Here is a 22538-nt window from a genome sequence, read left to right as displayed (position 1 = left end):
GAAAATGTTATTATTTGACATTAATTGTTGAATTTTGGCTAATACCCCTTATAAAACAAAGAATTTTAAGTAAAGTTGGAAATTTTCAACTTTTTAGAATTTGGGGGAATTTGACGTTTTTTATTAAAAAAATGAAAAAACTTAATATTCCTATTTTTAACAAAAAAACTATCCTACTTTTTAATTAAAAAAGTAGGATAGTTTTTTAATAAACTTATAAACTATTTAAATTGTTTGTAAAAATAATCTATTTTGTTATTTTAAATCTAATTAAGTTAAAATATCATCTACCGTTACCCCTTTATAAGCTACCTTAGCTTTAGGTGAATTTGGAACTGTAGTTCATGATACTAATTTATACTTCAAAGCTAACTCACTTACTCTTCAAACAAAAAATCAAATCCATGAGAACCATGGATTTGATTTAAATTTTACTATTATTTAGTTCTTTTCAATACATTTCCCATTATAAGGAGTACATATTTTTATACTTGGACAAAAATCAGTATTATTCAAACATAATGCAGAAGTAAATTCAGGGTCTAATCTGCTAATCGTATTAAAATAACAACCTATATAGTGATTACGAGCTATGCTATTTAATTGAAACGAGACTGGAAAATTATTATTTACGTGTCGATAATATAAACCTTTAGATGTAAACGGCGGAGGATAAACTTCTGCAGGTAAGGTAGGTATGATGTCATGCACATTAAAAATACGAAAACTTCTCTTTACAATTTGATTGTATCGATAAGCAAATTCTGGATCTGCAACACGCGGACTACCGAACGTATAGACTGATAGATTGTCGAAATCAGAATTCACTGTAATGTCAAATGCAGCTAAAACAGCTAAAGCACCACCCAAACTGTATCCTGTTATCAATTGTCTTTTATTAGGTGATAACTTCATTAATTCTGTAAATAGTTCGTTCCTGGCAGATTGATAAATACAAGTAAATCCTCTATGTGTTTTTCCAACATTTTCGGCAAATGGATACTCTATTTGATATAGGTCCTGGTCTGATTCATTGTCTTTATATGAATCTGTCCCTCTAAAAGCTATAATGATTTCATCTCTTGATTCTGCGATAAATCCAAACGGTTCAGCTACTGGCTCTTCAACTCCTGCATAAGCATAAATCGTATAGTGGAGTTTAAAACCTTTTGGTAAGACAACTTCTCCTGTGTCACTCTCTATTAATTGATTTGATTGATAACACATTGCGGAAAGTAAAATTGCATCCTTACTATTAAATACATTCTCCACTCTTGGGTAATCCATATTAACAACCACCTTTTTTAATGCAAGGTTTTGGACAATTACAAGTTCGTTGAAAAGGAAAACACATTTCTGAATTAGGACAAAAATCAGGATTTTCATTACATAATTTGTTCGCATAATCTGTATTTAAATTACTCAAGTTTTTAAAATAACATCCTATTCCATCATTCCTAGGCGTATCATTCAACTGGAAGGAAATTGGAAACTTTGTATTTACATGTTGATAATAGATCCCGTCCTCTGTAAATGGTGGAGGATAAAATTTTTCTGGAAAAGTGGTAAATGAATCATGAATATTAACGATCCTTTGACTACTTTTTACGACTTGATTAAATCGATAAACAAAATCTGGATCACCTACGCGTGGACTCCCATAAGTATAAACGGATGCATTTTTAAATTTTGAGTTCATTATAATATCTAAAGTGGCTAATGTTGCTAATGCTCCACCATAGTTGTGCCCAGTAATAAATAGTTTCTTATTCTTTGGAAACTTGTTTAATTCTTTAAATAATTTTTTTCTTGTAGATTGGTAAATACATGTAAAGCCCCGGGAAGTTTTACCGCTATTTTCAACATAGGGATAAGGAACTTGAAGTATGTCATACGCTGCAATAAGATCTGCTGGATAGGCGGCATATCCTCTAAATGCGATAATAATATTTTCCTTTGACTCGGCAATAAAACCAAATACCTCAGTCGTAGGATTCTCTACATTCACCTCAGCATGAATAATATACTTTAGGACGTAACCTTTTGGTAAAGTAATCGTTCCTTTACGAAAAAGTACATATGTTTGATAGCTGAATGCAGCTAAAAGAATAGCTTCTTTGCTATTTAAAACATTCCTTTTTTCGGAGAGTCTCAACATTACCCGTCCTCTCTTTTTTATACTGTAAGAACTAGTTATAGTGCGTGTGTTCACGGGATTGTCCCTTGCCACATAGTAAGGACTGGCTGACTATAGTATGTCTGTACTCTAAAATGAGTATTTTGTGTATATCTACTCGATAATGGTTTAAACCAAATTGGATTACCTGCTTAATCCATCATTAAGGAACCAGTTTGACCAATCATAGTTTTCCTATATGCTGTGTTTGGAGCAACAAAAATATAGCCTGGAGCTTTTCCAAGTTTATTCACATGTATGTTAACTTTCATAGGATGCAAGGTAGGGGCAGATTTAAAACTCCATACTTCTTGATATATATTTTTTGATTTTTAAGATGAAGTTTTCAAAGTCTGGTTTTCCATTCTCATATCATCTCCTAACCAACTTTATTTTTCATGTAGAAATAAAGGAACCATACTGCATGATTTTGCTCATCTTTTGCCGCTCTACTAAATGCGTTTTTTATGAATTGATTTGATGTTCCATCTGAAACTATTAAATAAAAATCAACTGTTTCTTGTTCATCTTTTAGTGCAAACTCCAAACCTTCTACGTATGCATTGGGACAATCTTCTGTTACTTTCTGTTGTGGTTGTTTTCCTGTTAAATTAGTATAAATTGATACGAAAAGGTTGTAATGCTTTATTTCATCTTCTTTTATTTCTAAAATTTTTTTACGTTCATCCTCATTCTTAGCCAGACTAGCTAATTTTGTATAGCATTTAATAGCTGAATATTCACCATTAATGGCCTTTTCTAATTCACTAATTAGTTTATGATCCCTCTCATACGAATTCCCATAGTATTGATCATACATAACCTCACCTCTAATATTCTTAAGTTCAGATCAAATTATTTATTTAATTTCTCATACATTGTATGATTCTTTCATCAATATTAAGATTAATTTTTTGATGACCAATCTATTGAGGAAATCTTCTTAACATTTTTCAATTTAACAGGCTGGTAATTTCTATAAGCTGATTTTATTGTCGGGAAAAGAGCTCCTCTGTTCATATGAAACGATAGCAAACAATGATCAAAGTACTTATTTTAAACGCAAGATACTTTAGGGAAAACAAAAAAAAAGAACCTTCATAAGGCTCTTTTCACAACATACTACTATTTTTTTGTTGATTCAATCTCAATTGCAGCTTGAAACGTTTGACTCGTTATATTTTTTGCGACGTCATCACCAAGTATTTCAGAATAACGTTTATATAGATTTTTCCAGCATACTTTAATGTCTTCTTGAATTTTAATTCCTTTATCAGTCAAATTGACTAATGTTAATTTGCCATCACTTTTCCGTTCAACTAATTTTTTAACTTCTAATTTATCTACAAATCTTGTTGTAGTTGAAGGCGCAATATGCAAAATATTACTTAACTCTGATTGAGAAATATTTGGTTGTTCATAAACAGCCATTAACAAAAACGCATAATTAGGTGAAATGCCAAGTGGAGCAAATTCCTCTTCTGCCATCTTATTCATTAATCTAGCCAAATGATTGGCAGTAAAGTATAAACAATCACTAAAATATTGTTCCATTTGCTCAGCTCCTGATTATCTAGTTTGTATATACAACCTACAAAATATAACATTCCTTTGTCAATAAGTTGTAAGAACAAATGTTACAGATTTTGTTTTTAACGATTTCCACGTATATTCGGATTTGTAATATAAGAAGCTAACTTTTCGGCGCTTTCTTGAAGTTCCTCATCTGATACATTTATAACTCCTTGTAGTAAAAATGAACTCAAAAAGTGCATTCCACATAAGTTTGCAGTAGCCTGTAAAGGTCGTGTTAATTCACTCATCGAGTAATGATTATACCCTCCTGCTTGATATGCTTGTGCTGGTCCACCTGTTGAAATAACTAACATTAATTCTTTTCCTCTCAACTTAGTACCTTCTGATCCATAAGCAAAACCATAACTTAACACCGTATCTTGCCATTGTTTTAATAATGCAGGAGTACTGTACCAGTAAAACGGAAATTGTAAAACAATACGGTCATGTTCTAACAATAATTTTTGCTCTTTTTCAATATCAATTTCAAAATTTGGATATTGAGCATACAAATTGTGGATTGTAACTTCCTCTTGTTGAAGACGATTCATCCATATTTTATTCACTTTTGATTGTTCTAAATTTGGATGTGCTAAGATAACTAAAGTTTTCATCTAATTTCTCCTTTAAGAGTATTCATTTGTTTGTACATACAAATGATAATTACTTTTTATAAATTTTGCAAGATTTTTCACTCCGACTTTTATAAGCCAAAATAAAAAAGCATGAAATAAACATTTCATGCTTTTAAAATTATTTTCTCAAATGATAAGGAACCGTTGTAACGACTACATCCTTTTGACTGATTAACCAAAGTCGAAGTAAAAGTGCTGTTTGATTGTGAAGTAAATTATGCCACCATCTCTTAGGAATAAATTGTGGAATCACAATTTGCACGTGACTATCTTGTTCATTTGCTTCAATTAACTTTATGAATCTTGAAAGGGGTGCAAGTACTGAACGATACGGGCTTTTTAGAACGACTAAGCGACATGGATTACCCCATTCTTCCCATTTTTCTTCCATTCTCTCAATTGATTCATCATCAAAGCCTACATAAACAGCGATCGGTTCTGTTGCAATACCTTTTGCAAATGACAATGTATTATGAACAACTCGATGAGTTCCCGAAACTAATACAACTGTTATGACTTTATTAGCTTCTGGTTTAAACGAACTTAAATCGATTCTTAATTCGCTTGCTACATTTTGATAATGTTTATAAATCGCTAAAGAGAAGAATATAATCGTCGGAATTACGACTAAAACAACCCAAGCACCATCTACAAATTTTGTAACTGCAAAGATTACGGTAACAACAGAAGTTACAATTAATCCAATTATATTTATTGCTAATTTAACTTGCCATTTAGGCCCTTTTACTCGCTTCCATCTTCTTGTTAATCCTAATTGTGCAATGGTAAATGATAAAAACACACCAATTGCGTATAGTGGAATTAGTGCATTTGTATGCGCTTGGAATGCAATGATTAAAATACTTGCTGCTGCAGCAAGTGCAATAATACCATTAGAATACCCTAAACGATCGCCTCTGTTTGTAAATCCTCTCGGTAAAAAACCATCCGCTGCTACGATCGCTGCTAATTGCGAAAATCCAGTAAATGTTGAATTGGCAGCTAATATTAAAATGATAAATGTAAACCAAATGATAACTTGATATAAAATTCCGTGTCCAAAATACACCTTTATTAATTGTGATAACATTGTATCATTTGGATTCGGTGAAATTCCGTTTACATATAAATGATAAGCAAAGCCTAAAAGTGTAATTGAAGTAATTACTCCTAATGCTATATATGTTTTAATTGCATTTTTTTGACGAGGTTCTCTAAAAACTGGCACTGCATTTGAAATTGTTTCAATACCTGTTAAAGCAGAACATGCAGAACTAAATGCCTTTAAAACAAGTAAAATACCTAATCCCTGTGGAACTGTACCAAATGTAGGCGTATGATGCTGTACAAATCCGTTTTGGAATTCGTCAAAAAATCCGGTAAAAATTAATAGTAACATGCAAATCATAAAACCAAATGTTGGCCATGCAAAAATTTTAGCTGATTCAGCCACCCCACGAAGATTGACAACTAATAATAAAAATACACAAAAAATCGCTAAAACTGTTTCATAAGGCGCAACAGCTGGGTATGCAGATGACACAGCTTCTAGAGCAGCAGAAACTGAAACTGCAACTGTTAAAATATAATCAACTAATAGTGCGCTTGAAGCGACGAGTGAGACCCAACGAGGTTTGAAATTGTCCTTTGCAATTGCATATGCTCCACCACCATTAGGATAAGCTAAAATCCCCATAATATATGAAAGAATTAGAATCCCTAATAAAAAAACCGTTGCTATTGTGATCGGAATGATATACCAGTGTGCTTTTTCCCCTAGACCGATTAACTCGGTCATTCCAGCTTCTGGTCCATAAGATACTGATGAATACAAATCGGCTGCAAGAATTGGTAAAGCAATAAACCAAATCAACTTATTATGCTGAGCATGTATTTCTGCAGATCTCATTGGTCTACCAATAAATACTCGTTTTACACTGTTAAAATTGGCAACAGAGTAATAAATCCCAAAAATCGCTAAAATAAATAGTCCAATTTCTATATATTCGGACGGATGATGCATAAATTTCTCCCCTTTTCTTAAAAAAAGCATACAAAAAATATGTTGATTGTTGAGCTAAAGGCAAAGTCAGAGTTACGTCATGAACTTTTCATCGCTTCCAATTTATACTTTTTTGCATACAAAAAAACACTAAGCTTTACTTAGTGTTTGAAAACAAGACTAAATAAACCCCCTTCTTTAAATGCTTACGAGGTTAGCTGTCGGATTCGGGATTAAAGAATACCCCTACCTTTACTAAAAAGGATTCACCCCAATAAAGAATTGGTTCCCCCGCTCTTTTTTTAGATTAAGCAACTATGGTTTTGAATTAGAAAAATATAGAATTTAAATGTAAATATATAACTTCAGGTTAAATTTGTAAAGAGACTTTTACTAAAATTTACAATCAATTTTTTTGAAACTCTCCAAAAAATATCCGAGAAATTAGGAACCTATACTAATTTTAAGTACCCCTGAGCTTTTATCGTACTTGATTCCAAACGATTTGTTGTGACTTACAATTTGCTAAAGTGTTCGTTAATACGTTTTGCACTTCTATTTGATTAAACGTTGAGATCTTTTTATTAGCATCTGACATATTCGTTTCGTACCCTGTCAGCAAAATAGAAAATCCACATCCAACTACTAAAGATAAAATTACTTTTTTCATTTTTGTTATCTCCTCTCGATTTTTTTCATATAAAAAAACCATGACCTATGGCCGTGGTTTGACGTTCGTTTTTAAACGTAAGACCATTTTAAAGAAAAAGTCAGACTAATTAGCGTGCTTCATTCCAAGTGATCTCTTTTGTTTTATCAACTGCTACCATGTTTGTTAACACGTTTTGTACCTCAGATTGATTAAACGTTGAGATTTTTTTATTAACTTCTGACATATTCGTTTCGTACCCCGTCAGTAAAATAGAAAATCCACATCCAATAACTAAAGATAAAATTAAATTCTTCATTTTGTATTCTCCTTTCGCAATTTTTTCATATAAAAAAACCATGACCTATTGGCCGTGGTTTGACGTTCGTTTTTAAACGTAAGACCAACTTTATCATGATTAAAATTACTCGTCAATTGGTGTTTTTTGGAATTATTTATGTAAACGATTACTTGAAATGAATGATTTTTGGTGCTCTTTTTTTGGTAATCGTTTACATTTTTCAACTTCTTTATTTAGTATCCTTTGGTGCACCAAGAAGTAAATTCCCATAAATTTTTTGATAGTCAATCGATCATTCGATTACATCGCACTATTCATTAAAGAATACCTTCATCATTGGTGGCGTTACAAGCGTAGTAACGAGCACAACAACTAAAAGTACGGTAAATAATGACTGATCTAATAATTTATTCTCTAGCCCTATAGAAGCAATAATTAATGCAACTTCACCTCTAGATACCATTGCTGATCCGATGCCTAGAGAATTCCTCCATGAAAATCCAGAAATTTTAGCACCAAGAGATGAACCAACTAATTTTGTCAGAATTGCTATAATGCTTAATACGATAATAAGGGAAATATTATCTAAAATCCCTGTAAATTTAGCAGTTACTCCAATTGAAGTGAAAAATACTGGCACAAAAAGTGAATAACTAATTGTCTCTACTTTTTCAAATACTTCGTGCTTAAATTCAGTTACACTAATAGCTACTCCTGCAATATAAGCTCCAATAATTGCAGCAACCCCAGTGTATTCTGCAAAATATGCATATAGAAAACAAATGATGAGAGCAGAAGAAATAACGGTTTCAGTAACACGTAATGTAGAAAATTTTCTAAGTAAAAATGGAACAACTTTCCATCCAATAATAATTGCAAACACAAAAAATAATACTTTTTTAAGTATTATTTTCCCCAAATTTACATCTCCACTTTCACCTGCCAAGCTAAGTAAAAATGCCAACGCAATAATGACTAAAATATCATCAATTACTGCTGCACCCATGACAGTTGCCCCTTCGCGGGTTTTTAATTTGTTCATTTCTTTCAACACTTGTACTGATATACTTACGCTTGTCGCGGAAAGTAAAAGCCCCAAAAAACTAGATTGAATAGTAGTTAAATGAATAAACATTCCAATTAAATAGCCTACTCCAAATGGTACAATAATCCCTCCAATTCCAACTAAAGTCGATGCTATTCCAGTCCGTTTAAACTCTTCAATATCTGTTTCAAGTCCTGCAATAAACATTAACAGAATTACACCGATTTGACTTATTTCTTTTAATATATCTGTGTCATTAATTAATCCTAATAGTGTAGGCCCAAGTATGATTCCGATTAAAAGTTTACCAAGAACAGACGGTTGTTTTAGTCTAACACTAATGTCACCTGCAATTTTTGAAGCGATTAAAATGATCGCAAGTTGAAAAATAAGCATATATTCTGTAGTAATTGACTCCTAAGCGTATTAACAACTACTACATTCACCTCCAGTTGAGTGCAATTCGAAATTTATGTAATTATTATCTTTACTTCTACTTCAAATATTCATAATGAATGAATTTATAAAGAAAAAAGAGAAGCTAAATAATATCTAGACATTCTTATTAAATAGTAAAAAAATAAGGTAATCACTTTTTGAGGACTTAAAAGCAATTACCATAATGGTTATACGTATATTTTTTAAAATTGATTTATTAATTATTTATTCAACATTTGAAAAACGATGCAAATCCCTATTTTCTCCAATCATCACTAATACATCTCCTTCATGTATAACTTCATCAGGAGAAGGCGAGATATTAACGACTCCTTCGCTCTTAATAGCGATGACTGTTAAATTAAATTCTACTCTAATATTTAATTCCTTCAAACTTTTCCCAACCATTTTTGAAGGTAATTTAATTTCTTCTATACTGTAATTTTGTGCGAGTTCAATAAAGTTTAAAACATTTGGTGACATTAATTGATGCGCTACACGTTCTCCCATATTCTTTTCCGGATAGATAACCCAATCAGCCCCAATTTTTTTTAACACTTCACCATGTCGCTTATTTAATGCTTTCGCAACAATTTTTTTAATTTTTAATTCACTTAAGACTAAGGTTGTTAAAATACTTGATTGCATATCATTTCCAATCGCTACTATAACTGTGTCAAAATTTCCTATTCCAATAGCCTTTAAAGCTTCATCATTTGTAGAATCAGCTATTACTGCATGTGTAGCTATGTCTGCAAACTGATTAATTCGCTCTTCATTCATATCAATTACTAACACTTCATTACCATGTTGCAATAGAGTATTCACAATACCTGAGCCGAATCTACCTAATCCTATAACTGCATATTGATTTTTCATATTTACATTGCTCCTATATAAAATGAATTTGGTACGATTTATCCAATCATGATTTTACCTTTTGGTCGTTTAAAAGGATCTGAAGTTCTTCTTAGTGTAACAGCAAAAGCAATCGTCAATGGACCAACTCTTCCCGCAAACATTGTTAAAATGATCAAGATTCTTCCAATTGGTGTTAGATCAGGGGTCAATCCCATAGATAGTCCAACAGTTCCAAATGCAGAAGTTGCTTCAAATAAGATCATTAAGAAGTCCTTTCCATGCTCGGTAATTGTTAATATCATGGTTACAAAGATAACAATAAGCAGACCACTTACAGTAACAGTAAGTGCCTTATAAATAGTGTCGTACATGATACTTCTTTTAAAAAATATAACGTCTTCTTTCCCTTTAATCTGTGATCGAACGGCTCCTAATAATGTAGCGAAAGTAGTCGTTTTTATCCCTCCTCCGGTAGAACCCGGAGATGCCCCAATAAACATTAAAATGATAATTATGAAAAGTGTAGACTGTGTTAAATCAGGTATATTGAGTGTATTGGACCCTGCCGTTCTAGGTGTCACAGATTGATACAATGAACCAAGAAATTTGCCTGTCCATGATAACGGCTGTAATGTTTTGGGATTATGCAATTCTAGGAAAAAAATCAAAACAGTCCCTATGACTAATAAATAAATACTTGTTTTAAGAACTACTTTAGTATGTAAAGAGAGAAAGCCTGTTTCTTTGTATTCGTATAATTCGTTCATTACGATAAAACCAATTCCACCAAGAGTAATCAATAAACAAACCACAATTGTAACAGTAGGGTCTGATACATAACCAGTTAGGCTCTTAAAGCCTCCCATTAAATCAAACCCTGCATTATTAAAATTTGAAATCGAATGAAATATTCCATAATAAATAGCCTTTTTTATTGGGAAATCAAATGCAAAACGAACAGCTAGCAAGATTCCACCAATTAATTCAATAATTATTGTAAAAATAAAGATTCTTTTTACCAATCGAACAATTCCCGCAATCGATAAATTATTCAAAGCCTCTTGTAATAATAATCGTTCTTTTAACGAGATTCGCTTACCTAAAAGAACTGCAAAAAAGGTAGCAAACGACATAAAACCTAAACCGCCTACTTGAATGAGCGACAAAATAACTAATTGTCCAAATAACGTGAACGTTGTACCAGTATCCACTACCACTAATCCAGTTACACAAGTAGCTGATGTAGAAGTGAATAAAGCGTCCAACCAATTTAGACCTTCTCCATCCTTAGTAGCGATTGGTAGAGTTAGTAGAATACTACCTAAAACAATAATGAGAGCAAATCCCATCACTAAAACTTTTGATGGGTCTAAGGAAGGCTCCAGCTTTTTTCTCATAGTAGTACATCCCCTCTTTTTCACCTAATTTTGTATTCTCAATTTTTCCCCATTTCAATATTAGCGTTCCCAATGAGGGAAAAATATAATAATAACATGTTATTTTATGAGTAAATATTTTGAGTTCAACAAGGTCATTCTAAGATTAGTTTATAAGTGCCTGTGAGGTGAAACATTATGGAATCAGTTGCAATGAAGTCTGTTGAACATGAATTATATATCATTACTTTTGTCTTGATTTTTGGATTATTGGCAATTAAATTAGCTGAAAAAATAAAAATTCCTGATGTAGCTTTATTTATGATAATCGGAATATTAGTAGGTCCATCAGTATTTAATTTCATTTCATTGCCAAATGAATCAGTGGCAAATCAGTTCATTATCGTCCTAGGTTCTGTCTTAATTCTGTTTGAAGGAGGTAAAGCCATTCATGTTTCCGTTTTAAAAAAAGTATGGATTACCATCTCTCTACTATCGACTCTTGGAGTCATTATTACAGCATTAGTTGTAGCAGTTACAGCTTTTTATTTATTGAAGCTACCATTCTTATATGCACTTTTGCTTGCATCAGTCATCGCATCTACAGACCCAGCAACCTTGATTCCAGTTTTTAAACAAGTTACAATCCATGAAAAAGTAAGACAAACTGTAGAAAGTGAATCAGCGTTTAATGATGCAACTGGTTCTATTTTGGCATTTACTATACTTGGAGTCATTTTAGGACAATCGCAATTATCCATTTCAGCTAGTATTTGGAGTTTTTTTCGTGAAGCTGGGGGTGGAATATTAGTTGGAATAATCATTGGTTTCATTGGAGCATTTATTACTTCAGCACATAAATGGGCGTTTTTAAATAAGTACAGTACAATAGTTAGTCTTGTTTTAGCTATTAGCTCCTATTTAACTGCAGGATTAATTCATGCCAGTGGGTTTATGGCAACTTTTACTGCCGGCCTGATTTTAGGTAATCCACAATTGTTTCGTCTTCATATTTCAGACGAGACTAGAACAACCGATGCTCATTTTTCAGATAATATTACATTAATTATGAGAAAACTTATTTTTATGTTACTAGGAACCCAAGTGAATTTTCATATTTTAAGTAAATATTGGATACAAGGAGTACTGATTGTTTTAGTTTTCATGTTTATTGCTCGACCACTAACAGTACTTTTTTGCACTTTACCAGATCGAAAAGCAAATTGGTCGTGGAGTGAAATTATTTTTATGTTTTGGGTCCGTGAAACAGGAGTTATTCCTGCAGCAATTTCCGGAATGATAATAGCAGCCGGAGTTGATTATGCAAACGAAATTACGACTGTCACTTTTATCGCAATATTAATGACTATTCTAATACAAGCTAGTACGACGGGGTATGTAGCTAAAAAATTAGGTCTTGTTGTAGGGAAATCTTAATTAAACACAATTAAAAAATCGTGTAAATAGTGGTGAAATTTTTGTGGGCTCAAACTTACAAATTCATTAAAAAAGACAACTTTTGAACGTTGTCTTTTGTCTTTTTTATTTATTTATTTCGATTTCATATTTAGCAATTTTCCGTTGAATTTTCTTTAAATTTTCTTTAGTTTCTTTTATTTGCTCTAAAACATTTTTTTCTTGCTGTTTCATAAGCTCTAAACGTTGATTCAATGTTTCTTCTCCACACATAGTCCATTCAACAAATTGCTTTATTTTTTTGATTGGCATACCCGTGTTTTTTAAGCATAAGATCATTTCGATAAATTTAAGCGAATCTTCATCAAAAATTCTGTCTCCACTTTCAGTTCTTTTTAGAAAGGGTAACAATCCTTGCTTGTCATAATATCTTAATTGAGAAATTGTTAAACTATTCAACTTTGCTACTTGTCCAATTGTATATTCCATATACCCTCATCCTTACCAAGGCATAATTCCTTTTGCATTTAGAATTTTACCATTGTAGTTTAAATCACTTATTGCATAGTCTGTAATAATTTTAGCACCTTCTGCAGTTGTTTTACCTCCAGGTGAATTTCCATTTAGATCAGTCGTTGTAAAACCTGGTGTAACACCAAAAATTTCAGGTCCATTACTTCCGAATTCTTTCCCAAATGTGAGTGTTAGTGAATTATTAGCAGTTTTTGAAGAATTATAACCAAGTATATTGATTGATGCAGTTTCTCCACGATCAAATAATGTTTGTGATGCCATATCTGTCGTAACATTAATAATTTTTCCACGTTCAGACTTTTTAACCAGTGGTAAAAAAGTTTGAATCATTTGGAACGTTCCAAAGAAATTCACTTCAAATGCTTGTCGTAAAGTTTCAAGTTTGATTTCACTTGGCAAAATATGAAAATCTGGGGCAATTCCAGCATTATTGATTAATAGATCTAAATGATCAGTCACTTCCGAAATTTTATTTAAAGCATCCTGAATAGATTTTGTGCTAGAAACATCCACCTGAATAAATGTAACATTTGATAAACCTAAAGCCTGCATAGCTTTAATCCCGAGATCTTCATTTCGAGCACCTAAAAATACATGGTAATTTTCTTCCGCCAACTGACGAACTACTTCTAATCCAATCCCTTTATTAGCACCTGTTACAAAAGCAAATTTTGTCATTTTTAAAACCCTCCGATTTATTATTTTCTTGCTTACAAGTCAGAGATTACAGCCTAAACCTTAGTTTAGGTCAAGGAATTTAATATTAATTTTTTTAATTATGGTGACATTAGTCTTAAAGATTTAAATAAAAAAGCATAAAACTAAATCATTTCATGCTAAAAATATGATAAAACCATCATTTTAAACTTTGATCAGCTACTACTAAAACATCTAAATGTCGCAACTCCCTTAACAGTTTTTGAACAATCGAACCCGTTTTGATTTCTTCCCATCTAGTACGAGCTGACTGGCCCATAATAACATGAGTTGTTTTTTTTTCCCGGATGTTTTTTACTAATTCGATAAAAACATGCCGGCGATCAGTTGTCTCATATAATTCAAATGAACCACCTAATCGTTTTGTTAACTCTTTTATTTTTTTTAATGATTGCTCTTCATCTTCAGAAAATTTACCATGTTCTTTAACATAAGCTACATACAATTTAGCTTTTAATCGATAAGCAATTCGAAAACCTCTCCGTATAAGTCTTTCACTATTAGGCTTTAAATTTATACAAACAAAAATGACTTCCTCTTGTCTCCAAGGTCCTCTAAGTGTTAAATCTCTTTCCCATGCTTCAAGGCGTTCATCTACATCATCAGCTACTTCTCTGAGTGCTAATTCCCTTAAAGCAATTAAATTACCCGTTTTAAAAAAATTGTTTAGTGATTGTTCTATCTTTATTGGAGCGTAAATTCTTCCTTCTCTCATTCTTTCCCTTAGTGCTTTTGGAGAAATATCAATTAATTCAATTTCATTTGCATCTCTAAGAATATTGTCTGGTACTGTTTCTCTAACTCTAACCCCAGTTATTTGTTCGACACTATCATTTAGAGTTTCAACATGTTGTATATTCATTGTAGAAATGACTGAAATTCCAGCTTCTAAGATTGCCTCAACATCCATATATCTCTTATTAAATTTACTACCAGGTATATTCGTATGTGCTAATTCATCAATTAACACTACCTCTGGGTTTCTTTGAATAATTGCCTCAGTATCCATTTCTTCTAGTGTGGTTTCTTTGTACGGAATAACTTTTCTCGGAATAATGTCTAAGTCTCCTACTTTTTCCAATGTTTCTTTTCGCCCGTGAGTTTCAAGTAACCCAATTACAATATCAATACCTTTTTTCTTTAACTCATTCCCCTCTCTTAACATCGTATATGTTTTTCCAACACCAGGAGCAGCTCCAATATAAACTTTTAAAGTACCACGTTTTATTTTATGAATTTCCTGGGCAAGCTCTTGCGGACTTAAACGACGGTATGGGTCTACTACTTCTTTATTTACTTGCATTGTAGGAATGACTCTTTCTCCATGTATTTCCGCTCGATCTGCAACAATAAATACATCGATGTTTTTCGTTTTTCTTAAAATTTTATTAACGATCGAACCATTGGCAATCTCTTCCCAACGTGTTCTCTTTGATTGACCTAATACAATACTTGTTATATTATTCCGAATTGAATATTCAACAATTTCACTTGCAATTGAATTGCTCGTAAGTGGTAATTCTTCAAAGTTCCCTCCAACTTTTTCAACAAGTTTTATAATGGAGCGTTTAAATGTTAATTCATCACTAGTAAATTTTTTATTAGGTGGTTGGAAACATACTACATGTAAATCTCCACCCAATCTTTTGGAAATTTGTTGTCCTCTTCTAACTAAAATAGAACCATTCCAATGATATTGCACTGTGACTAAAATTTTCTCTGAAGCTCCAGAAGGTCCAACGATACCGTGCTTTTCACGATATTCGTCAAGTTCGTAATTTACTTCACCTGCTATAAAACGCAACGCAAGTTCACGAAGTACTGCTAAATTGCTCTTATGTAATAATTGATATCGATTTTTGTTTTCTTCATTATTAGATTCTTCTTTTGATCTTTGTAAAATGACTTCTGGTGTAACATCTAATAACTTTACATCATCAGCCAAAGCTAAAGTATCTTCTGGAACAAATAAATTGCCCTTAACTTTACCACCAGTCAATTTGTCAGCTTCATCATAAACTTCTTTTATCTCATAAATATTCATTGTTGTAATAACGCTTATATTTTTTGATATTAAATAGTTGATATCTTCTAACCGAGTAGGAAATGTAGCATCATGTCTATTTTGATGAGCTAAAGAATCAACAAGTACTACCTCTGGATTTCTAGCTATGATGGCATCTAAATCAATATCCTGTTTTAAAGAGCCACTTTCTTCCCAAGTAATTGAAGGAATTTTCTCTAAAGTACCAATTTGTTCAATCGTTTTCTGACGATTTGTTTCACTGATTAGCCCAATTACAACATCAATACCACGTTCTTTTAAAACATTACCTTCTTGGAGCATATGATACGTTTTTCCAGCACCACTTGCAGCACCGATAATAATTTTTAATCTGCCTTTTTTGATTTTCTGAATGGATTCTAATAATTCCTCAGGTGTTTTCCTACGAAACTGTGTGTCGCTCAAGATTTTCCCTCCATTCTCTATACATAAGGAAAAAGGAGAGACAATCCTCCCCTTTTATCTTAACTTCTGTAATTCTAGGTTTAATTCTAATATATTCACACGTGACTCCCCAAATATTCCTAATTGACGACCTGTTGTATGACGATCAATTAACGATACTAATTTATCCTCTGATATACCTGTTGCCTTAGCTACCCTAGGTACCTGAGCTTTCACTGCTTCCGGTGATAAATCCGGGTCAAATCCAGATCCAGATGTCGTTACTAAATCTGCAGGTATTTTCTTACCTAGATTACTATTTTCATTTTTTAATTCATTTATTTTCTCTTTCGTTGCTTTAACATATTCTTTTGACGCTACTGCCGCGTTCGTTGCAGCTGAAGCAGTAGGATTGTAGCTAGCAGCAGATGCTCTAGAATGAAACCATTCAGGCCCTTTAAATTCTTGAGCTAGTAATTTAGAACCCGTAACTTTTCCATTCGTTTCTATTAAACTACCATCTGCTTGTTTCGGGAAAATAACCTGTGCAACCCCTGTTGTAGCTAATGGATATCCTAATCCGCAAATTAATAACAATACAATAGATGCTCTTATTGCAATCATAACTGATTTCACATTCAATCCTCCATTTCCAATCTATTAAACAAAATGCAATGTGGAAACAACCATATCGATAATTTTAATTCCAATGAACGGTGCAATTACTCCACCAAGTCCATAGATTAATAAGTTTTTAGATAATAGTTTATTTGCATCCATAGGCTTATACTTTGCACCCTTCATCGCAACAGGAATGAGGAGAGGTATAATGATTGCATTAAAAATTAATGCAGATAGGATTGCAGACTTCGGTGAATTCAATCCCATAATATTAAGATAATCTAATTGCGGAATTGCCATAATAAATAAAGCTGGAATAATCGCGAAATATTTCGCAATATCGTTTGCGATTGAAAATGTTGTTAATGAACCACGAGTGATTAATAACTGCTTACCAATCGAAATGACAGATAGTAGTTTAGTAGGATCCGAGTCTAGGTCAATCATGTTTGCTGCCTCTTTTGCAGCCATTGTTCCCGAATTCATTGCTAAGCCAACATCAGCTTGAGCTAGAGCAGGAGCATCATTTGTTCCATCCCCAGTCATCGCAACCAATTTACCTTCATTTTGCTCTTTTTTAATAGCAGCAATTTTATCCTCAGGTTTAGCTTCTGCAATAAACTCATCAACTCCTGCTTCCCTCGCAATTGTGGCAGCAGTTAAAGGATTATCACCTGTACACATAACGGTTTTAATTCCCATTGCCCTTAATTCATCAAATCGCTCTTTTAATCCTGGTTTTACTGTATCTTTCAAATAAATAACACCGAAAATTTTATCATTAATTGCAACAGCAAGTGGCGTTCCCCCCGCTTTCGCAACAACATTTGCTTTTTCATCAAGCTCGTTCGGGATTTTGCCACCCTTAGATTTTACATATTGTTTAACTGCATCCACTGCTCCTTTTCGAATCGCAGTCCCATCTTTCAAATTTAGACCTGACATTCTAGTTTCAGCAGTAAATTCAATAATTTCAGCATCTTTATATTCATTTCCATCCCAAGTTATACCGTTTTTATGTGCTAGCTCAACTACTGAACGTCCTTCTGGTGTTTCATCCCTTACCGAAGATTTTAAAGAAGCTATAGTCACATCTTTTTCTGTCATAATTCCAACCGGAATGAATTCACTCGCCATTCGGTTACCAAATGTAATTGTACCGGTTTTATCTAAAATCATCGTGTCAATATCCCCGGCTGCTTCAACAGCTTTACCAGACATCGCTAAAACATTAAATTGTGTGACACGGTTCATCCCTGCTATACCGATCGCAGAAAGTAATCCACCAATTGTAGTCGGGATCAAACATACTAGTAAGGCAATTAAAGTAGCTACGTCAATTGAGACATTTAAATAATTCGCAATTGGTACTAGTGTCATAATGACAATTAAAAATACTAATGTTAATACCGCTAATAAAGTAGTTAAGGCAACTTCATTCGGTGTCTTTTGACGAGCAGCACCTTCAACTAATGAAATCATACGGTCAATAAATGATTCACCAGGATCAGTTAAAATTTTTACAATAATATAATCTGATACGACTCGAGTACCACCAGTTACAGATGAAAAATCTCCACCTGCTTCTTTAATAACTGGTGCTGATTCACCTGTAATAGCCGATTCATCGATTGAAGCTAAACCTTCTATAATCTCACCATCAGATGGAATTATTTCTCCTGTATCTACTCGAACGATATCTCCTTTTCTTAAAGAAGTTGACGGTACTTCAATATAAGATCCATCTTTTTGTCTTAGCTTCGCATTTGTTTCTGATTTCGTTTTTCTTAATGTATCTGCTTGTGCTTTTCCACGTCCTTCTGCAAGTGCTTCTGCAAAGTTTGCAAACAGTACTGTAAATAATAAAATCAAAAATACCGCAATATTATATGGTCTTCCAACCGTGCTAATTCCAAATATATCTGGTTTAATAGAAAGTATTAATGTAATAAAAGTACCCACTTCAACTATAAACATAACTGGATTTTTTATCATGACAAGTGGATTCAACTTTTTAAATGAATCGATTATTGCCTGATTTTTTATTTCTTTTGAAATAGGCTTATTTTCAATAGCCATATGATCAATCTCCTCTTTCGTTATGATTCTCTATTATTTAAACATTCCTAAGTGTTCAGCGATTGGTCCAAGTGCCAGTACCGGGAAAAACGTTAATGCACAAACGATTAAAATAATCGCAACTAAAATGACTGTAAATAAAGGTGTATCTGTTCGGAATGTACCAGATGTTGTTGCAACAATTTTCTTAGTTGAAAATGATCCAGCAATTGCTAACATAGCAATAATTGAAATATATCGGCCAAATAACATGACTAATCCAATTACGATATTATAGAAATCTGTATTTGCAGTTAAACCTCCAAATGCTGATCCATTATTAGCAGCTCCTGAAGTAATTGCATACAGTACTTCAGATAAACCATGGAACCCAGGATTTAATATAGAAGAAACTGGTCCTTTTAATGCTAATGCCAATGCAGTTGGAACTAAGATAATTAAAGGGTGAGTTAAAATGGCAATAGATGCTAGTTTAATTTCTTTTGCTTCAATTTTCTTCCCTAAAAATTCTGGTGTTCTTCCTACCATTAGCCCACATATAAAGACCGTTAAGATTACATATAATAAGCCATTTAATAACCCTACACCTTTGCCACCGAAAACATTATTTAACATCATTTCAGCTAGTGGTACCATCCCACCAATAGGTGTTAATGAATCGTGCATATTATTAACTGAACCTGTTGTAGCAGCCGTCGTAACAGCTGTGAATAGAGCCGATTCAGATATTCCAAATCGCACTTCTTTTCCTTCCATATTTCCATGTATACCAAGTTCTTGTAGTGCAGGAGTACCATTATACTCTGCAACAAAAACAGTAGTTAGAAGCGCAATAAACAATATGCCCATTGCAGCAAATACTGCCCAACCTTGCCTTTTGTTTTTAACCATTACACCAAATGCATAAACTAATGAAGTTGGTAAAAGCATCATACATACTATGTGAACTAAGTTTGATAAAGGCGTAGGATTTTCAAATGGATGTGCAGCATTTGTACCAAAAAATCCTCCACCATTTGTACCAATATGTTTAATTGATTCCAGTGCAGCCACAGGTCCTCTAGTAATAACCTGTTTAACTCCTTCAATTGTTGTCGCATCTACAGCACCTTTTAACGTTTGTGGCACGCCTTGAAATACTAAAAACAAAGCAACAATAAATGATAAAGGTAAAAATACACGAGTGATTGAACGAACTAAATCGACATAAAAGTTCCCTAAATTATCTTTACGTCCTACTAATCCCCTAATGAATGCAATAGCAACTGCAAAGCCGGTAGCAGCCGAAGTAAACATTGGAAATGTAATAGCCATCATTTGAGAGAAATACGATAGTGAATTTTCACCACTATACGCTTGCCAATTTGTATTTGTTATAAATGAAGCTGCCGTATTGAATGCCAAAGCTGATGGCATATTCCCTATATGATCAGGGTTAAAAGGCAAATATTTTTGAAATCTAAAAATTGCGTATAAAATGATCAACATCACAAAATTACTTAGCAACATCGCTAAAACATATTTTTTCCAACCCATTTTTTCTTCTTCTCGTACACCAATTAATCGATAAATGAATCTTTCAAAAGGCCCAAAAAAGCGATCTAATCCCGTTTTCTCATTGTCATATACTTTAACAAGGTAGCTACCTACTGGCTTTACTAATAAAACAATAATGAGTAATGTAACAACTACCTGCAAAATTCCCATGGACATTTAAAAATTCCTCCCACATGTTTAACTAAAATTTCTCTGGTTTAATTAGTACAAAAATTAAATATAGAATAAGAACAATCCCTATAATTGCTGGAATAAGCATCAATATATCCCCCTTACGCTTTTTCGCAAAAAATTGTAAAACCCCAAAAAACTGCAAAAACGATAACAAGTAGACCAATCATTGTTAAGTCATTGATCATTAAAATTCTCCCCTCTCATAAATTTCATGCCTTTTTCTGAACAACAAAAAAGACCAATGGACACTAATCCCCCAGCAAATTAACTAAATGTTGTAGATAAACATAGTTTTTTAATTAAATATGTCTACAACTAATAACGATTTAGTTAATTGAATTTGGAAGAAAAGTATTCATTGGTCTACCTAACACCCAGCTAGCGTATTGCTCTCTTTGTGTTCTGTCTCCCTGATCTTTTCTATGCACAATCCAGAATTTTCCCATTTAAAAACAAAATAAAAAGACCTACACAGTGATTTGCTCAGGTAAATTATTGCAAAAAGGCAATAAAAAAACCCGCTCAAATTAGGCGGTCTACTGACCTCCCTCGCTTTAGCCTACGAAGTTAGCTGTCGGGTAGGATGGCGAAAGAGTATCTCATCCCTTCTACATTCATGTAAAATTAACCCCAAAAAATTGGTTCCTCCGCTTACGAATGATTCGTAATTAAGCCGAAAATTATTTTGTTGACTTGATTATACGGCGATGTTATTTTCATGTAAAGAGTTTTTTCAATGAAAATTTTTATAAAATTTTTGTAAAAATTTATTCCTTTACAATTTTATTTATCTCTGTATGATATATATATCAACAAAATAAATTAATTTGCTGTAATCGCTAAATCGTTTATACGAGCGGGGGAACCAATTCGTGCATTGCACATGGGGTGAATCCAAAATGGTAGGGCAACTTTTCAAGTCCGAATCCGTCAGCTAACCTCGCCAGCGTTTGAAGAGAGTAAAACTTAATCGTGTTATTAATATTTCAATATACTTTCCATTGAAATAAATAGCTACGAGAAGAGTTCTCTTCTTGTGGCTATTTTTTTGTTTTAAATAATAGTATAGGAGAGATATTAATGTTAACAACGAAAAAAAAACTGGAAATCGAATTAAGTGAGGCATTTATAAAATTCCAAAGAGAGTTAATTGGAAGAGGTCCTCAAGAGGCAAAAACATATATTGTTGAAGACATGATTATCCTTCGATTCAAAGGCGTATTGACAACCGAAGAGAAACATTTAGTTTCACACAACACAGGCAAAAGTCTTGTAAAAAAAATGCGCCAAGTCCTTAGAGAAATGTATAGTAAAGAATATGAAGAAATTATTGAAAAACATACAGGATGTAAGGTTTTATCAAGTCATAGTGATACGAGTACAAAAACTGGTGAGCGAATTGAAGTGTTTGTAATGGAACAAAATATTAGTAAATTACTTGAAACCTAAAATTACAAATTATAATTAAACTATATTAAGGAGTACGAAAAATGAATATCGCGTTTTTCTTTACCCCCAAAAACGAACTAGTATATATGAATATCAATTCAACTATGCGTCAAGCACTTGAAAAAATGGAACATCATCGTTATACGGCTATACCTTTAGTAGATGATGATGGTAAATACGTTGGTACACTTACTGAAGGTGACTTATTATGGAAATTAAAAAATACGGCAAGTTTATCATTTTCTAATACGAACGAAATCAGTTTAAAAGAAATTTCCTTGCACAATTTTTATGATCCCGTATCAATTAATGCACAAATAGAGGATTTATTTACACGAGCTATTAATCAAAACTTCATTCCTGTTATTGATGATAAAGATGTGTTTATAGGTATGGTGAAGAGAAAAGAAATTATTGAGTATTGTAGTAAGAATTTATTAAAAGAAAGCCATTAAACCGCTAATAGACTATATTAGCGGTTATT

21 protein-coding genes and 3 riboswitches are annotated in these 22538 nt (G+C 32.8%); of the genes, 3 read left to right on the top strand and 18 right to left on the bottom strand.

What is annotated here, in order from left to right; all coding sequences use genetic code 11:
• Nucleotides 1-441: 441 nt before the first annotated feature.
• From BM319_RS06540 to BM319_RS06485, 11 genes are all read right to left on the bottom strand, one after another.
• The gene (locus tag BM319_RS06540; protein ID WP_091021883.1) at nucleotides 442-1287 is read right to left on the bottom strand and encodes a lipase family protein; all 846 of its coding nucleotides are present in this window, start codon (nucleotides 1285-1287) and stop codon (nucleotides 442-444) included.
• Between the two features lies 1 nt (nucleotide 1288).
• Entirely contained in the window at nucleotides 1289-2158 is an 870-nt protein-coding gene (locus BM319_RS06535) for a lipase family protein (protein WP_502686135.1), read from the bottom strand.
• Between the two features lie 397 nt (nucleotides 2159-2555).
• Complete coding sequence (locus BM319_RS06530; protein ID WP_091021880.1) at nucleotides 2556-2996, bottom strand: ferritin-like domain-containing protein; 441 nt, start codon at nucleotides 2994-2996, stop codon at nucleotides 2556-2558.
• Nucleotides 2997-3301: 305 nt separating this feature from the next.
• The gene (locus BM319_RS06525) at nucleotides 3302-3730 is read right to left on the bottom strand and encodes a MarR family winged helix-turn-helix transcriptional regulator (protein WP_091021878.1); all 429 of its coding nucleotides are present in this window, start codon (nucleotides 3728-3730) and stop codon (nucleotides 3302-3304) included.
• Nucleotides 3731-3828: 98 nt separating this feature from the next.
• Nucleotides 3829-4365, bottom strand: coding sequence for an NAD(P)H-dependent oxidoreductase (locus BM319_RS06520; RefSeq protein ID WP_091021876.1), 537 nt, complete (start codon nucleotides 4363-4365; stop codon nucleotides 3829-3831).
• Between the two features lie 139 nt (nucleotides 4366-4504).
• A complete protein-coding gene (kimA, locus tag BM319_RS06515) occupies nucleotides 4505-6409 on the bottom strand; it encodes a potassium transporter KimA (protein ID WP_091021874.1) in 1905 nt (634 codons plus the stop codon).
• Nucleotides 6410-6576: 167 nt separating this feature from the next.
• A riboswitch (cyclic di-AMP (ydaO/yuaA leader) is annotated at nucleotides 6577-6712 on the bottom strand.
• Nucleotides 6713-6869: 157 nt separating this feature from the next.
• On the bottom strand, nucleotides 6870-7058 hold the full coding sequence (locus tag BM319_RS06510) for a hypothetical protein (RefSeq protein WP_088014877.1): 189 nt from the start codon (nucleotides 7056-7058) through the stop codon (nucleotides 6870-6872).
• A gap of 109 nt (nucleotides 7059-7167) precedes the next feature.
• On the bottom strand, nucleotides 7168-7356 hold the full coding sequence (locus BM319_RS06505; protein ID WP_091021872.1) for a hypothetical protein: 189 nt from the start codon (nucleotides 7354-7356) through the stop codon (nucleotides 7168-7170).
• A 292-nt stretch (nucleotides 7357-7648) separates the two neighbouring features.
• The gene (locus BM319_RS06495) at nucleotides 7649-8779 is read right to left on the bottom strand and encodes a cation:proton antiporter (RefSeq protein WP_091021868.1); all 1131 of its coding nucleotides are present in this window, start codon (nucleotides 8777-8779) and stop codon (nucleotides 7649-7651) included.
• A gap of 267 nt (nucleotides 8780-9046) precedes the next feature.
• Nucleotides 9047-9700: a potassium channel family protein gene (locus BM319_RS06490; protein WP_091021866.1), complete on the bottom strand. Its 654-nt coding sequence runs from the start codon at nucleotides 9698-9700 to the stop codon at nucleotides 9047-9049.
• A 38-nt stretch (nucleotides 9701-9738) separates the two neighbouring features.
• Entirely contained in the window at nucleotides 9739-11079 is a 1341-nt protein-coding gene (locus tag BM319_RS06485; protein ID WP_091021865.1) for a TrkH family potassium uptake protein, read from the bottom strand.
• Between the two features lie 177 nt (nucleotides 11080-11256).
• Here BM319_RS06485 and BM319_RS06480 point away from each other — a divergent pair, with 177 nt between their 5' ends.
• A complete protein-coding gene (locus tag BM319_RS06480) occupies nucleotides 11257-12495 on the top strand; it encodes a cation:proton antiporter (RefSeq protein WP_091021864.1) in 1239 nt (412 codons plus the stop codon).
• Nucleotides 12496-12600: 105 nt separating this feature from the next.
• Here the strand turns inward: BM319_RS06480 and BM319_RS06475 are convergent, their stop codons facing one another.
• The 7 genes from BM319_RS06475 to BM319_RS25230 form a co-directional block, all read right to left on the bottom strand.
• A complete protein-coding gene (locus BM319_RS06475; protein WP_091021862.1) occupies nucleotides 12601-12963 on the bottom strand; it encodes a MerR family transcriptional regulator in 363 nt (120 codons plus the stop codon).
• 12 nt (nucleotides 12964-12975) lie between these two features.
• Entirely contained in the window at nucleotides 12976-13686 is a 711-nt protein-coding gene (locus BM319_RS06470) for an SDR family NAD(P)-dependent oxidoreductase (RefSeq protein ID WP_091021859.1), read from the bottom strand.
• Nucleotides 13687-13864: 178 nt separating this feature from the next.
• Entirely contained in the window at nucleotides 13865-16195 is a 2331-nt protein-coding gene (locus tag BM319_RS06465; protein ID WP_091021857.1) for a universal stress protein, read from the bottom strand.
• A gap of 54 nt (nucleotides 16196-16249) precedes the next feature.
• On the bottom strand, nucleotides 16250-16810 hold the full coding sequence (kdpC, locus tag BM319_RS06460; protein ID WP_091021855.1) for a potassium-transporting ATPase subunit KdpC: 561 nt from the start codon (nucleotides 16808-16810) through the stop codon (nucleotides 16250-16252).
• Nucleotides 16811-16834: 24 nt separating this feature from the next.
• On the bottom strand, nucleotides 16835-18874 hold the full coding sequence (gene kdpB, locus BM319_RS06455) for a potassium-transporting ATPase subunit KdpB (RefSeq protein ID WP_091021853.1): 2040 nt from the start codon (nucleotides 18872-18874) through the stop codon (nucleotides 16835-16837).
• A 33-nt stretch (nucleotides 18875-18907) separates the two neighbouring features.
• The gene (kdpA, locus tag BM319_RS06450; RefSeq protein WP_091022280.1) at nucleotides 18908-20581 is read right to left on the bottom strand and encodes a potassium-transporting ATPase subunit KdpA; all 1674 of its coding nucleotides are present in this window, start codon (nucleotides 20579-20581) and stop codon (nucleotides 18908-18910) included.
• Between the two features lie 31 nt (nucleotides 20582-20612).
• Nucleotides 20613-20690 (bottom strand): potassium-transporting ATPase subunit F, encoded by a 78-nt coding sequence (locus BM319_RS25230; RefSeq protein ID WP_098121507.1) that lies wholly within the window; start codon nucleotides 20688-20690, stop codon nucleotides 20613-20615.
• 456 nt (nucleotides 20691-21146) lie between these two features.
• Nucleotides 21147-21290: riboswitch (cyclic di-AMP (ydaO/yuaA leader) on the bottom strand.
• A gap of 142 nt (nucleotides 21291-21432) precedes the next feature.
• A riboswitch (cyclic di-AMP (ydaO/yuaA leader) is annotated at nucleotides 21433-21570 on the top strand.
• 115 nt (nucleotides 21571-21685) lie between these two features.
• Between BM319_RS25230 and BM319_RS06440 the strand changes: the two genes are divergently transcribed.
• Nucleotides 21686-22054, top strand: a complete 369-nt coding sequence (locus BM319_RS06440) for a Na-translocating system protein MpsC family protein (RefSeq protein WP_025671276.1) — start codon at nucleotides 21686-21688, stop codon at nucleotides 22052-22054.
• Nucleotides 22055-22095: 41 nt separating this feature from the next.
• Nucleotides 22096-22509 (top strand): CBS domain-containing protein, encoded by a 414-nt coding sequence (locus tag BM319_RS06435; protein WP_025671275.1) that lies wholly within the window; start codon nucleotides 22096-22098, stop codon nucleotides 22507-22509.
• Nucleotides 22510-22538: the final 29 nt, after the last annotated feature.

The sequence above is a fragment of the Bacillus sp. UNCCL81 genome, from assembly GCF_900112535.1.
Lineage (GTDB): Bacteria > Bacillota > Bacilli > Bacillales > Bacillaceae_G > Gottfriedia > Gottfriedia luciferensis_B.
Note: the sequence above shows the minus strand (reverse complement) of the source record. Positions and strands in the feature narration are given on the sequence as shown.

Coding starts and splice junctions, on each gene's coding strand:
- BM319_RS06540 (WP_091021883.1), bottom strand. CDS start 1,287: ATGGATTACCCAAGAGTGGAGAATGTATTTAATAGTAAGGATGCAATT.
- BM319_RS06535 (WP_502686135.1), bottom strand. CDS start 2,158: ATGTTGAGACTCTCCGAAAAAAGGAATGTTTTAAATAGCAAAGAAGCT.
- BM319_RS06530 (WP_091021880.1), bottom strand. CDS start 2,996: ATGTATGATCAATACTATGGGAATTCGTATGAGAGGGATCATAAACTA.
- BM319_RS06525 (WP_091021878.1), bottom strand. CDS start 3,730: ATGGAACAATATTTTAGTGATTGTTTATACTTTACTGCCAATCATTTG.
- BM319_RS06520 (WP_091021876.1), bottom strand. CDS start 4,365: ATGAAAACTTTAGTTATCTTAGCACATCCAAATTTAGAACAATCAAAA.
- kimA (WP_091021874.1), bottom strand. CDS start 6,409: ATGCATCATCCGTCCGAATATATAGAAATTGGACTATTTATTTTAGCG.
- BM319_RS06510 (WP_088014877.1), bottom strand. CDS start 7,058: ATGAAAAAAGTAATTTTATCTTTAGTAGTTGGATGTGGATTTTCTATT.
- BM319_RS06505 (WP_091021872.1), bottom strand. CDS start 7,356: ATGAAGAATTTAATTTTATCTTTAGTTATTGGATGTGGATTTTCTATT.
- BM319_RS06495 (WP_091021868.1), bottom strand. CDS start 8,779: ATGCTTATTTTTCAACTTGCGATCATTTTAATCGCTTCAAAAATTGCA.
- BM319_RS06490 (WP_091021866.1), bottom strand. CDS start 9,700: ATGAAAAATCAATATGCAGTTATAGGATTAGGTAGATTCGGCTCAGGT.
- BM319_RS06485 (WP_091021865.1), bottom strand. CDS start 11,079: ATGAGAAAAAAGCTGGAGCCTTCCTTAGACCCATCAAAAGTTTTAGTG.
- BM319_RS06480 (WP_091021864.1), top strand. CDS start 11,257: ATGGAATCAGTTGCAATGAAGTCTGTTGAACATGAATTATATATCATT.
- BM319_RS06475 (WP_091021862.1), bottom strand. CDS start 12,963: ATGGAATATACAATTGGACAAGTAGCAAAGTTGAATAGTTTAACAATT.
- BM319_RS06470 (WP_091021859.1), bottom strand. CDS start 13,686: ATGACAAAATTTGCTTTTGTAACAGGTGCTAATAAAGGGATTGGATTA.
- kdpB (WP_091021853.1), bottom strand. CDS start 18,874: ATGGCTATTGAAAATAAGCCTATTTCAAAAGAAATAAAAAATCAGGCA.
- kdpA (WP_091022280.1), bottom strand. CDS start 20,581: ATGGGAATTTTGCAGGTAGTTGTTACATTACTCATTATTGTTTTATTA.
- BM319_RS25230 (WP_098121507.1), bottom strand. CDS start 20,690: ATGCTTATTCCAGCAATTATAGGGATTGTTCTTATTCTATATTTAATT.
- BM319_RS06440 (WP_025671276.1), top strand. CDS start 21,686: ATGTTAACAACGAAAAAAAAACTGGAAATCGAATTAAGTGAGGCATTT.
- BM319_RS06435 (WP_025671275.1), top strand. CDS start 22,096: ATGAATATCGCGTTTTTCTTTACCCCCAAAAACGAACTAGTATATATG.